This window comes from Paenibacillus sp. FSL P4-0081 (genome assembly GCF_000758565.1).
GTDB classification, from domain to species: domain Bacteria; phylum Bacillota; class Bacilli; order Paenibacillales; family Paenibacillaceae; genus Paenibacillus_AQ; species Paenibacillus_AQ phytohabitans.
Genome location: NZ_CP009280.1, coordinates 4315214 through 4328857, shown reverse-complemented (window position 1 = coordinate 4328857; position 13644 = coordinate 4315214). Strand labels below are relative to the sequence as shown.

Here is a 13644-nt window from a genome sequence, read left to right as displayed (position 1 = left end):
CTCCTTATTGTTATTCAGGAAATCGATGTGCATGCATGAGTTCGATCAGCTTGAGTGCTGCAGCCTCTGCAAAGGCCGGATCGTTGATGGCGCAATCCATCTCAATGACTTCAACCCTTGTGCGGTCAACATGCTGGCGCAGGGTATCGAATAACATCCGGTCCTTCTCCGGTCCGTAGAAGGGCTGCCCCTCCACATCAATCGCGGAAATGCCCCTAAGCGGCAGCATCAGCACGGTGCTCTCTTCGGCCATGTTCAGCTTCTCTGCCAGTTTCCTTCCGATCTGTTCATTCTCCGCCACTGTCGTTCTCATCAGGGTAACGGTCGGATTATGCTGATAAAAGGTATGATCCTTGAATTTCTCCGGCACGGTATCTGCCGGTCCAAAATTGCACATATCCAAAGCGCCCACGGAGACTACCTGCGGAATGCGCTTGCGTCCTGCAGCCTCCAGGCGGTGCGGCCCCGCATTCAAGACTCCGCCGATGATCTCATCCGCCCACTCGGTCGTCGTCAAGTCGAGTACCCCTTCAATGAAACCTGCCTCGATCAGCGCCTCCATTGATTGTCCCCCGATGCCTGTGGCGTGGAACACAAGCACCTCGTAGCCCCGTTCCTCCAGATATTTTCTTGCCGCTGTCACACAGGGCGTTGTTACTCCGAACATCGTGGCTGCCACTAGCGGCTTCTTCTCCGGTATATGCGTATGCTCAAATTTAAGCATTCCCGCCATCGCAAATATTGCGTTTGTAAATATTGCTGTGGAAATCGAATTCAAGCCTGCGACATCCACCACAGAGGGAATCATGATGATATCGCTTGTGCCTACGTATGGAGCTGTATTTCCGGATGCAACCGTTGATACCAATACCTTCGGAACGCCAATTGGCAGGGCTCTCATAGCCGGCGCGACCAGTGAGGTTCCGCCGGTACCCCCAAAAGATATGATACCGTCAAATTTCCCCTGCTTGTACAACTGGGGGACCAGCTTCTCCAATCCTTGGGATAAGAGCTCTGTAGCCAAAGCCCGGTCCTTCCTTGCTGCAAGCTCCTCTATGTCCATGCCTGCGGCGTACGCCACCTCCCGGTTAGACACATCCGGAACAAAGGCCGGCTCGAACACGCCTGTATGGATCATCAGGGTCCCCAGCCCAAGCTCCTCTGCAATCCTCTTAATGTATAGATACTCCTCACCTTTCGTATCAAACGTTCCAGCTATTGCGATGGTCTTCATTCTGCTGCCTCCTCATATGGATCATCTGGAACAGTGCTCAATCCCGGTAGCCGAGCGCTATAGACTAATCATACGGGGCTTAATTAAGAGTGAAAACGCTTTTATGTACTATGTTTTTGTGTTTAGGTTAGATCTGTACTGCTTGGGAGAGCAGCCCTTCAGCTTTTTAAACATTTTGCTGAATTGGGCATAATCCGGATACCCTGCCATCGCGGCCACCTCGGATAATTGAAGCTGCGGTGCCTGGAGCAGCGTCGCAGCTTTATTGATGCGGAAGCTCACCAGATAGGTCTGAAAGCTGCAGCCCACCTCTTTTTTAAACAAGCTGCTCAAATAACTGCGCGATACATGAGCTACCTTGGCCAGATCCGCAAAAACAACTTCATCGCTGTAGTTATGTGCGACATACTCTTTAACAAACTCAACATAATCATAATGCCTTGTGATGCCGCTGAGCATTTTGACCATGAAATCATCCTCATTCAGCTTGCCCAGTCGCTTGAAATCGCGGGTAATTGCCGTAATCGACTGCTCGGATGGAATCCGTTCAAAGGCAGAGCCGCCAATGTAGCCCATAATATCTGTGTTATTACTGTACATGTACTGGACGTCGACGGGTGTCTTCACCGGACCGCCGTAAATCATCTTAATCACATCTGGCTTAAGTTGCCCGCAGGCAGCAAAAATGCGCAGTGCCCTTGCTTTGGCTGCCTCTAAGGAGACAACCTTCCGCGCCCCTACTAATCCGCCTTCGGTCAGGCCGAGATGAGCACAGATTACATCTGCCCCCGCCTCGAGCATCTGGACCGCCTGGGACTCGTCAAATACGAAGGCCACCGTAAACAGCTCCTGCCGGTGGGCCAGTCGTATGGCCTCAACCTCTTTGTCATAGCTGATTCCGTCTTCCTCCAGAGCCTCTCTGAATAATCCGTCTATCAGGCCGACTGTCGGATAATTATTGACTCCCGCAAAGCCTTTTTCCTTGATATCCATTATATAACCGGCTATTTCTCTGGTGGGATCATTCGCATTCAGCCCGAAGAGCACGGGAGTATGCCTCACCAGCGGCACAATTTCCCTTGACCCGAAGTCCATCACCATATCATTGCTGTTGCAGAACGGTAAAAAGCCTGCCAGAGAGCTTCTCCCCATCTGGCGGAACTTGCCGGAGTTCAGCATTAATATAAAGTCCGCTCCGCTCTGGGCGGCAACCTTGGCTGTAATCCCCGTACCTGTCGAGACACCAATGACATGATTACCCTCATGCAGTTGTGATTGAAGGCGCTCCAGTATGGCTGTTCTGTTCAAGCTCTATCGCTCCTCATCTCTTCAGATTCCTCAATCTTAACCATCTTATATAAAAGAAAAAGCCACCCTGCTACTGAGAGCGCTTCAATCCTGTATCTTCTATTATAACAATGTACAGGAGCTGAAAAACCATAACCCGCAAAGTTACTTTTGCAGGTTATGGTTTCTGTTTGGGTCTGTATTTGAAGGGTCTGTATCCGTATCTGCCGTTACTTTTTCCCCTGTGCCTGCTGGGTAGGACCATAATTGGCGGCTCCGGTGAAGTGAACATCATCCGCCGACGGATAGTATTTCGGGACCTGTAAATCCCGCTGGTACAGTCTTAAGTGCTCTCCGCGCGGAACAATATCGACGACATCACAACCTCTCCAGGATACCGAATATTGTTCGCCGCGCACCGTTTCTTGTACCACCGCCGTCTCCACAGGATGCTCCAGCTCCACTATATCCCCTGCCTTAACATTGCGGAATACCACCAGATTTCCCTCTCTTGAGGGTGCACAGGCTATTCCATTAATCCTCCCTTCGAGATTCTGCCCCATCCAGTCGTACACCCGTACTGCAACATCATATGTCTGCTTGGGCTTGATGGAAATATAGCCTGTATCGGGGTAATTCATGCTCACCGTGGCTTCCTCTGTTTCTTTATCGACAGGGATATTAACGAGAACCATTCCACCGCGGTATTCCACCGCCCGGTTCCATATGATCTCCAGGGCCACCGGAGCCATGCCGACGCAGCAGCCCGCAATGGAGCGGAACTTGGACAATGAGATGGAGTTGACGAGGGAGCCGCCGGTGAAGCCGCCAATCATTCTCTTGTCAATCTCCCTGTAGGTGACCCCCTGCCCATCAGGTAAGGTATTGTCTGTCACTACATAAGATGCCACCTTGAGCTGATTCTCCACCAGCTGGTTCCGTGCAAACAGGGTCATATCGTTCCAATATTCCTCGTACCCGGCCAGAATTAACTCATTCGCGCATTCGATCATATCCTTAATGCAGCAGGTTTCACAGTGCTCCTCATGCTGCGGATGCCACTGGGCATATTCCGGTACCCAGCCGAAGGAGGAGGACAAGGAACGGATATAATCATAGATCCCTTTACCCGCGGTAATATACTTCCCGGCGCCTGTGATGCGTCCAAGACGGACGAGTCCGGAGGCAACCCAGCCTGCCGAATGGATATGGCCGAAAAACTCCATTTTGTAATTAAAATAACGCGAGGGTCCCAGGAGGTGGTTGGCAATGCCAACAGCCAGATCAAGCGCCACCCCGTCTCCGGTGATCTCATATCTGCGCACCAGGGAGTGAAGCATAATCGCATTGCGAATTCCCTGCTCCCCCCGTCCGGTGTGCCTGGACAGATCGAATCCGCCGTCTTTCAAATATACGTCATTGGGGAATTCATACACCGGCTCTTTTTCCTCATAATCACCTGACCAGAAGGTTCTTACCTTCCTTTCGATGACAAGGGAGCGTAGCCCTCTTACAAGCTCGGAAGCCTTCTTTTCCGGTTCCGGGTCCAAAGGGTTATTCTCCACCATCCTGTTCAGTGCCGGAAGAATATAGCCCATTTCGTGAAAGGAGCTGTGATTCGTATGTGTCCAGGAGTATGGCTCATGAAAGCGCAGCCCGTGCTCTCCCCAAGACTTCATAAGATGGCGGTAAAAGGATAACTGAACCTCAGCTCCCTCTTCGGTCTTCAGCATTTTCCGGACGGCGTCAATGGCTTCGTACCAGGAGCCGACCAGCTCCGCGTCGTCTACCCGGCAATGAGCAGCTTCCGCAGGCTTCTTATGAGGGAGCACAAGCCAATACGGAAGGTTATCCGCTTTCTCATCCACCATGGATGTCAGATACCCCAGAACAAGCTGCGCATTTCGTAAAGGCTCAAATTTCTCGTATGCGGGAGTAGCCATATCTATTCCTCCATAGCCCCCTCTGCTTCTGCAGATTGATCCTTCGATTCCTGGTGGGCAGTATCGGCATCAGTATTAATATTAATCATGCTAACCTTAAAGTCGTCGTAGTCGATGGAGGCGTTGGCGTAGCCGTCGATGCCGAACAGCTGGCCGGTCAGCTTGCTGCCGCCGGTATGGCGGAAGCTGAAGTCCGTGGCCACCGGAGCAGGAGCATCGTTAATATAGACGGTATAAGTCTTGGCGTCCCAGTTAGCGACCATTTTGATTTTGTACCATGTGCTCAGACTGAAGTCTTTAACCTTAACCTTATTGGAGGCTCCATTCTGCACGATGATTTTACCTGTATCAAACGCCGTGACCATGGAATAATTGCCGGTACCGCTGTCGTTTCTCACCATGGCTCCATTGGCGTACGGGAAGCTACTGTTTAATCTGACGCGGTATTCGATGACGACACGCTGATCCGCCTCAGCTTTGACCTCACCTGTATATGGCAGGAACAGATTGGCCTTGCCCGCTGTAGCGGTAGTCGTCAGCCGGAGGAATTTATTCCCGCCTTCCTCCTGCACAGTGGTGGTAGCGCCGCCAGTGAGAGCTTCGCTGACAATACCGTAAGGGTATTTGCCTTCCGTGTCGCCGGAGAAATCCCGGTAAGCGTTATAGAACACGCCATCCTGTGTAGTGTTAAGCGAAGCTAACAGGGCGGCCTCTGCTTCAGCAAGCTTATTAAGCTCCCTGTCAAACTGCTCTTTGGTCAAATTCGCGTTCCCGGCCAGTTCCTCCGCGTGATCCACTTCTGCCACGAAGGCGTTATACTTCGATTGACTATAGTTACCTAGCCCGTCTCCCAAAGGATAGGAGAAATTGACCAGCTTGCCGCGGAGCTGGTTCACAATCTCATCCAGACCATAACCCGGAACAACTTCTACGGAAACGGTGGAGAAGAACTCACGTCCGGCCAGCTTCAGGGTAACAGGCACCTGAACTGTGCCAATCGAACTGAAATCAAGTCCTGTCAGCTCCCGGCTGACGACAGCGGCCTGCTTCGGCTTATTATTGTAAACGACATCCACAATGCCGGGCAGCTTGGGGCTTACACCAGAAGGAGTCCTCACCGCAGTTACCACTTGAACCACCTCAGAAGCTGGGATGACGGTCAGGTTGTATTCCGCCTGTTTACCGCTATATGTGGCTGTTATACGAGCTGTGCCCGGTTTCACCGCATACACCGAATGGCCACCCGAACCGGACTCCAACCTGGCTACCTCGGGATCACTGCTGGTATACTGGGCACTGCCTGTCACCTTCTGAACTTCATAATTGTTATAATGTGCTGTTAGCTGAAGGGGCAAGCTGGTCTGCCCGCTGATCAGGATAGGGGACAACCCCTTCATTACAACAGACTGCACCGATTTAGGCTCCGCAGTTACGGTAATCGCGGCCGTAGTTGTTTTCCCGTTGTAGACAGCGGTGATGGTGGCACTGCCTGCCTTTAGAGCCTCAATCTGATTCCCTGTAATAACGGCCACCTTCGTATCAGAAGAACTGAAGACCACTCCTGTATTAACAGTGGAATAAGTAGTGCCTGTTACCGAATACAGGGGCAAACTGCGGGTTTCCCCCAAGCCCAGCGTGAACCCTGGAGCTTCAAATAGAAGCTCTGACGTATTCAGCCGGAACACATCCATACTGTCGATTTCGGCAACATTTTTCCCCTTGTAGAAGCTGATGGTGTTGCTGCCTTGTTCAAGATAGACCTTCGCCGTGGAAGCCCCCCAGCGGTTCAAGCCCGAATAGACAATGTTCAGATTGGCACCGGAACCGCCGTTGACCGACAAGATATGGGAGGCCTCTCCCGCATCCGGTGAGCCATTGGCATTACGTACAGACAGCATATAAAAGCCCGCCTCCGGCACGTTAACTGTAAACCGGGCATAATCATTGGCGTTCCTGACGTTGGCGACTTTCATCCCGCCGGAAGCGGAGGCTTCCCGCCGGACAGCCGGGAAAGATTCACCAGCCGGATCTTTCACCAGTATCGCCGCTTCTGCTTCATAACGCGTCCGCACCGGCTCACCCGAAGGCACTGCAAGCGGACTGTTCGGATCGGCGGGTTCTCCCAGGTTCGGCGTATGGTCTGCATTCCAGGTGAACCTCTGCGCATGGACATTGCGGGTCCAGCCTGAGCCCGGCCAGCGGGCGGTATGGTAGATAATCCAGTCCTCTGTACCGTCTGGAGAGGTGACGATACTGTGGTGGCCCGGGCCGTACACGCCATTCGCACTGGAAAAGACCGGCTGATCGCGCTTAATCCAGGAGCCCGGATTCAGCGGATCATCACTGAGCTTGGCGGTAATCAGCCCGAGGCAGTAGCTGTCTGTCCAGCTTCCATTGGCAGAATAGATCAGATTAATAGTGTCCCCCTTTATAGTGATCTGCGGACCTTCATTGATTCTGCCCGGGGACGTCTCCCAATCATGTTCAGGCGTAGATATCAGTACCCGCTGCGAGCTTATGGTCCGCGGATCGCTCATCCGGGCGATGTATAGATTCTGGAAGCTTCCGTCCGTATCTTCCCAGCCGGACCAGATGAAATAGTGTTGCTCACCCACCGTCAGCACCGTTCCGTCGATCGCCCAGCGGTCGGTGGGATCGGTGATTTTACCTTTGAACTCCCAGGTTCCGCTTAGCGGATCTGCACTGGCGTTCTCCAGCACGTACATACGGTGGTTGGCGTTGGTTCCGTTGTCGGCTGCGAAGTAGATGTACCATTTGTACGCTCCGTCCGTATCTTTGAGATAGTGCATTTCCGGCGCCCACACATTGGAGCTATACTGCGTCCCCTTAACCGGTGTCCAGGCCAGGCTCCGCTCACCCGCTTCAATGCCGGTGATGGTCTTCGCCCTGCGGATCATGATCCCGCTGGCATTGACGAATACGTTGTAATAATAGCCGTCCGTATGCTGGTATACCCAAGGATCGGCTCCCGTCTGCATAATAACATTGTAGAAATCGGACACGTTATTCCCTCCTTGTACAGCGGCCGGCCCCGGTGAAGCCGGCGTTGACTCTTCCGCAGCAGCCACCCCGCCCCATTGTGGCAGCATCAGCAGCAGTGCGAGACACAGCAGCAGCACTCTGGATTTTTTGCCAGGCATGTGTAGCCCTTCTTCGATAGATAAAAACGCTTTCATTTTTTCATCTCCCTCTTGTTTAGATTTTTCAGGTTAGCGTCCTCATTCTACCTTCTGGAGAACTTTTAAAAAATGTACTATCTTAAATGGTTTTTGTAACCGTTTTAGAAAAAGTGCCTTCACTGTGGCAGGAAACCATAAAATCAACCGGAGGGTGAATCTGAGGTTATATAAGAGGCACTTAAGTATTGAACTTGAAGCTTCGTCGTCACTGCGGTGAACATTTGGACTTCCGCCGCTGTTGTCACCAGATTTCTTGATTAATACGGCTCTTCGCGGTGGAAATCCGGTGACTGCTGCTGCTTCCGATGCTAGCTTTCCTGCGGAAAGCTTTCAGGCGGTCGCTACCGCTCCTACAGTTCCAAATTTCCCCTCCGTTTCTTTTGCTTTTTGTTTATCTCTTTAGTGCCTCTTATATGGAATAAATGATTAGTTGGATAAACGTATCTTAATTTGAATGCTTTGCAGCGTCTGAGAGAATTAGTTGGAAAAACGTCATTTAATTTCATGGATTTCCTCTACTCTGCTCGATTTGCCGCCTATTAAGTGCTATTTTTCCAACTGTTCCCTGTGAAGGACACCTCTGTTCATGAGCAAGTGTAGTTAATCCAACTGCTATTTCCGGCGACAGGCGCTACCACATCCTTGTCCATACTGTTGCCAGCTTCTGAAGCTATGCAATCCAAAAAGACACCTCCCGATTAAAGGAAGTGTCCTGGTTGCACATTCGATTAGCCTATCTGCCCTTCCCGGTAAAGATCTGTCTGATGAGCTCCAGTGGAACCTTGGGAATCCAGCCGGATCTTACGAATTACGGACAGGATTCTTCTGTCCGCAGGATCGGCGTCGTCATAGCTCACATTCCCTCAGATTGTCTAAACTCTTCAATCGTATCGCGGTCGTACGCCAGCTGCGGAATCTTCACGGTCACTGTTGTTCCATGCCCGAACCGGCTTTCTATAGTGATCCCGTAACCTTCTCCGAACAGCAGCCGGAGCCTGTTATGGATATTTGTGATCCCAATACCTTGTACCGGTTGTCCGTCTGATGCCCGCGCCGGGTACTCCATACCCAGCTTGGCCTGGAGGGCGGCTAGTACTTCCGGTTCCATTCCTTTCCCTGTATCTGTAATACAGAAGCACACATCTCCATGCTCATCCATCCTTCCGGTAACCAGAAGCCGGCCGCCTTCGTCCATCCGCTCCAGCCCGTGGTAGACAGAATTCTCCACAATAGGCTGGAGGATCATCTTGGGCGTCTTCATAGATAGCAGCCTCTCCTCCACATCAAGCTCCATGGAGAATTTATTCTCGTAGCGGATTAAGATAATCTTCATATAGGCCTGAATACAGTCCACTTCTTCCCGGATCTGTACAAGATTATCCTTCTTGATGCTGTACCGGAAAATCTTGGACATACAGTAGGTAATTTGCGCAATCTCCCTGCTTCCGTATTCCAATCCGATGCTGCTGATACAATTAAGCGTATTATAGAGGAAGTGAGGATTAATCTGGCTCTGCAGGGCAGAGAATTCCGCCTGCTTCTGGCTCAGCTCGGATTCATAGAGTCTGGCCTGGGTACCAAACATGTCTCTGGCCATTTCCTCCATTTCATCCATCATCCGGTTAATGTCGCGGGCCAGCAAGCCCACCTCATTGGTGAACCGGACTTTAATGCGGAAGCCCATGTCCCGCCGCCCGACCCTCTTCATATCCATAACAAGTCCCATTAACGGACGCATCAGATTGTTCATGAAGAAGCTGCCGGTTAAGAGCATGGTTAGAATAATGCCAATGCCGACGATAATACTGACCTTCCGCATCGGGGCCATGTCCGCAGTCAGTTCACGCACCGGAATCATACTAACAACCCGCCATCCGTCAGCCTCCTCCAGACCCTTGACCTGAACGAGAATCTCCTCCCCGTCGATGGTTTCTTTTACACCATTTAGCAAGATATCCTTATCCATAGACAGCACATCCCTGAACAAGGTACCGCGGGCATTAGAATTCGTGGAGGCGATTACTTCGTCCCGGTTATTCAGTATGTACAAGGTGGAATTGGCTGTTAATTCTGTATTTTCCACCAGCCCCTGCAGCTTGTCCATATTGACCATCACGGTGCAGTAACCTGTAATCTGGGAGAAATAGACTCCCCCAATATTCTCCACAATCGGCGCGATATAGAAGAACTGTTCCGTACCTGTCCGTTCGTCTTTCAGAATCGTGGTGAACATCCCCTGCTCCCGCAGCATAGGGTCATCCTTATATTTCTGAATAAAAGTATCATAGGGGTTGATGAAAAAAATATCGCCGCTTGCCGAGTCCAGACTGTGCAGCCGCCTTCCCTTGATGTCGTTAATGATGATGCCGTTCACATAGGAATTGAAGGATCTCATGTATTCCATAAGATCCAGTGCATACGGACCGCTGTCGAACGCTCTTTTGTAGTCATCAACCTCCACGGAGAACTCCTGAATTAGCTTGCTGTTGACTGCAATTCCGGTGCTGACCCGGATATCATTGAACACCGTATCAATCTTGTGGCGGGTCTGTTCAATCATCTGGTTGCCGTAAGTGGCAGCCCGCTTCTGGGTTAAATTAGAGAAGCTATGGAAGAAATAGATCTCCATGACGGTAAATATAACGATCGAGAAAAAAAAGATAAGCCATATCTGATGTTTTAATTTCACTTTACTGGTCTTCATGGCTTACCGCTCCGATCCGATTAGCTTTTTCTGAATTTGGTGGGCGTCATCCCGCAATGCTTCTTGAACACTTTATTGAAATAATAATAATCCACATACCCCGACTTAACGGCAATTTGCTCAATGGACAGGTCCGTATGCTTCAGCAGCTCCCGGGCTTTCCTGATCCTCAGCTCTGCCACATATTCGGAGAAGGTTCTGCCCAGATTGTTCTTGAACAACTGGCAGCAATACACCTGATTAATGAAGAACTGGACAGACAAATCCTTCAGATACAACTTCTGCTCAAAGTTCCGGTCGATATAGGCGACCATCCGGTTGAAGCAGGATAGGATATCCCCTTCCTGCAAGGAACGGCTGCTGCCTTGCCGGATGACCGTAAGGACGTCATGCAAGAAGCTGCACAGAGACGCAAAGTCTTCGAACCGTTCCTTGATCTCGGAATAATTGAGGAATTCCAGCTCCATGTCCCTCAGTTCCTCAGCATACGTGTTTATAAGCATCCCGACAGCCTGATTCCATAAGTAGACCACCTCACCCATGCCCAGATGATGGTTCCTGAAGTATTTCTGCAGTCCTGTAATGTACACATCCATATCGTCAAGCGAATTCCCGTGAATGATCGTATAGAGTCCATCAATACAAGGTTTCATGAGATGAAGCTTCGGCTCATAGTGAACGGCTGCTGAAGTCTGCTCCAGAAAAATATGCGAGGCGGACAGGTCAGCTTCTTTGATCAGTTTGCTCACCTGCTGAAGCTGGCTGCTGATGCTGCTGATGCCCACACTTTGGATTCCCGTCTCTGTCAGCACCCCTTCATCCGGGGTCCACTCCAAGCTGCTCAGATGCTCAGCCATCCGCACGACCAGCAGCTTCCGGGACCCGGCTTCAACCTCCACGGCAGTTATGTTCCTGCCCTCCGGAGACAACAGCTTCCTGATACCCTTAATATCACTCCGCAAATAGACCGCAAACACTTGGTAATAGCATACAGCCGTGCTGGCCGGAAGCGGCAGGAAGCGCCTGATCTCGGTCTCATCCCCCGAGGTCAGCGCATCCAGAAGAAGGTGATTGCGCGTTGCGCTTCTCCGGGAAAAGTGAGCGGCCAGCTTCGCAATGAATGTATCTGCCATATCGACATCCAGAGGCTTCAGGAAATAATCGAGCGCTCCGTGGCGTATCGCTTCCTGGGCGTATTCAAATTCCCCATATCCGCTTACGATGACAAACTCGGTGTTCAGCCCTTGAGCTTTGGCCCGCTTCATCAGTTCCAGCCCTGAGATATCCGGCATCCGGATATCCGTAAACACCAAATCCGGCTGCTGTGTGCGTATGGCCTCCCACGCTTTGTAAGCGCTTGTATATTGTCCTGCAATTTCAAAGCCATACTTCTCCCAGTCGAAGGCGTTCTGTATTCCTCTTATCGCCCACGACTCATCATCTACAATCATGACCTTGTACATGGGTAGCCTCCTGAACCTTTGGATTCCTCTGAATAATAGTGAAATTGTCCGGGAATAGCAACCGAAATTCGGATAAACCATGATGATGAACTCTCAATGGCTTATCCGAATATGATGAGATTATTTTTTGGCGGCTTGGCTCTCTCTGTAATTCTTCACATTCTCCTCTTGAACAGCTTTACCGCCGGCGTCCATATATTCTTTCACCAGCTTCTCGTACAGGGCGTCGAACTCTGCCGGCTTGGCAACGATCAGCCTGTCAATCATTTGCTTGTTCATGTCGCCCAGCGTTTTGCCGTACTTGATATTGGCTTCGTTCGGTATGCCATAGTTGTAGCTGCTATAGCCGTCCGTTGTATTGATTGCATAGGAGTCAATCGCCAGCTTCTCATAACTCTTGTCCCCGGCTGCCAGCGCTGCCGCATAGGTTCTGACATTCTTTTCGGTATCGCCCAGCTCAGCGCCGTTAACAATCATCGTATAATCCATATTCAAATTGCTCATTTGCATTTTCTCGCCGGTCTGTGCAATCCCGTGAGGGATGCCGTCTACCATCTTGTGGTTAACGCCTTCATCACCGAACTGCAGGAAGAACATCACTTCCGGATCAGCCATCCAGTTCAGATATTTAATCGCCAGCTCCGCGTTCTTGCTGCTCTTGGGAATGAAGGAGAATATACCATTCTCATTATATACCTCTTTGAGGTATTTGCCTTCGTCATTCTTGAAGGTATCAATCGGAACATAGTTGGCCTCCGGCGAATTTTGCTTCAGCGGAACACGGATTTTTTGTGTCATCGGATAATCCCAGTTGGCGGCATAGAAGCCTACCTTGCCGTTCGTTACATCAGCATCCGCCTGCTTGGTTGTTTTGTCCAGGGCAAAATCGGGGCTGATCAGCTTCTCATTGTACAGCTTGTTCAGCCATTGGTAAGCCTCCTTGTTACCGGGCTTCAGCCAGTTCGACGTGGTGATGAATTCCTCCTCCGGCATGGACTTCCAGAACGATTGCACCAGGTTGCCGAAGGTGTAGTTCATCCCGGCAGCCGCTGTAGCCCAAGGGATGACGCCGTCAACATTACCGGGGTTCTTGTCACGGAAGGCTACCAGCGTCTCATACAATTCGTCCCGGTTCGTCGGAACCGGCAGGCCCAGCTTATCCAGCCAATCCTTGCGGATGAACATTCCGTTCCAGGCCAGCAGGGTCCGCTTGCCCGGGATGGAGACCTGTTTGCCGTCATATTTTCCGTAGGAGAGCACCTTCTCACCCAGGTACGATTTCAATTGCTGGCCGTGCTGTTCAAGCAATTCGTCCAGCGTATAGAGTCCCTTGCTTTTGGCGAAGCGGGTGACCAGGGTCCCGTCGTAGGTGAAGGAAATATCAGGAGCCTGGTTCGCGGCCATTAACACATTCAGCTTGTCGACTTCCTGGGAGCGGGGGACAGGAACAAATTCTACAATGGCGTTATTGGGCTTGCCGAATTTCTCATTAACGTATTGGGTCCATTTGTTGTTGTTCAAATCCGGCTGTCCCTGAACCCCGCGGTCGAACACTTCTACCGTCAAGGTTGCCGGAGCACCGGAAGGGGCGCCAGATGAAGTCGTTGATGCCTCTGACGATGATGTCTCCCCGCTCTTGTTGCCATTGCCTCCACAGCCTGCGGCAACACTGGCCAGAAGAGCTGTACTACACAGAACTGCTGCTATTTTCTTCATGTCCGTCTTCACTATAAACCACCCTTTCATGCCCCTGTTTATTGAAATCGTTCATGCTGTAAACCCTTAGCTTTACATTTATCATTCAACTGTCCTG

General features: G+C 51.0%; 7 protein-coding genes. All 7 read right to left on the bottom strand.

The window, feature by feature from the left end:
• Window positions 1-10: 10 nt before the first annotated feature.
• Complete coding sequence (locus P40081_RS18470) at window positions 11-1234, bottom strand: Tm-1-like ATP-binding domain-containing protein (protein WP_042137505.1); 1224 nt, start codon at window positions 1232-1234, stop codon at window positions 11-13.
• A gap of 108 nt (window positions 1235-1342) precedes the next feature.
• Complete coding sequence (locus P40081_RS18465; RefSeq protein ID WP_042137503.1) at window positions 1343-2542, bottom strand: phosphoenolpyruvate hydrolase family protein; 1200 nt, start codon at window positions 2540-2542, stop codon at window positions 1343-1345.
• Window positions 2543-2751: 209 nt separating this feature from the next.
• Window positions 2752-4464, bottom strand: coding sequence for a glycoside hydrolase family protein (locus P40081_RS18460; RefSeq protein ID WP_042137501.1), 1713 nt, complete (start codon window positions 4462-4464; stop codon window positions 2752-2754).
• A 2-nt stretch (window positions 4465-4466) separates the two neighbouring features.
• Window positions 4467-7625, bottom strand: a complete 3159-nt coding sequence (locus tag P40081_RS36465) for a family 43 glycosylhydrolase (protein WP_081970011.1) — start codon at window positions 7623-7625, stop codon at window positions 4467-4469.
• An 892-nt stretch (window positions 7626-8517) separates the two neighbouring features.
• Entirely contained in the window at window positions 8518-10368 is a 1851-nt protein-coding gene (locus tag P40081_RS18450; protein ID WP_042137499.1) for a sensor histidine kinase, read from the bottom strand.
• A gap of 20 nt (window positions 10369-10388) precedes the next feature.
• A complete protein-coding gene (locus P40081_RS18445) occupies window positions 10389-11831 on the bottom strand; it encodes a response regulator (protein ID WP_042137497.1) in 1443 nt (480 codons plus the stop codon).
• A 120-nt stretch (window positions 11832-11951) separates the two neighbouring features.
• A complete protein-coding gene (locus tag P40081_RS18440; protein WP_156118786.1) occupies window positions 11952-13559 on the bottom strand; it encodes an extracellular solute-binding protein in 1608 nt (535 codons plus the stop codon).
• Window positions 13560-13644: the final 85 nt, after the last annotated feature.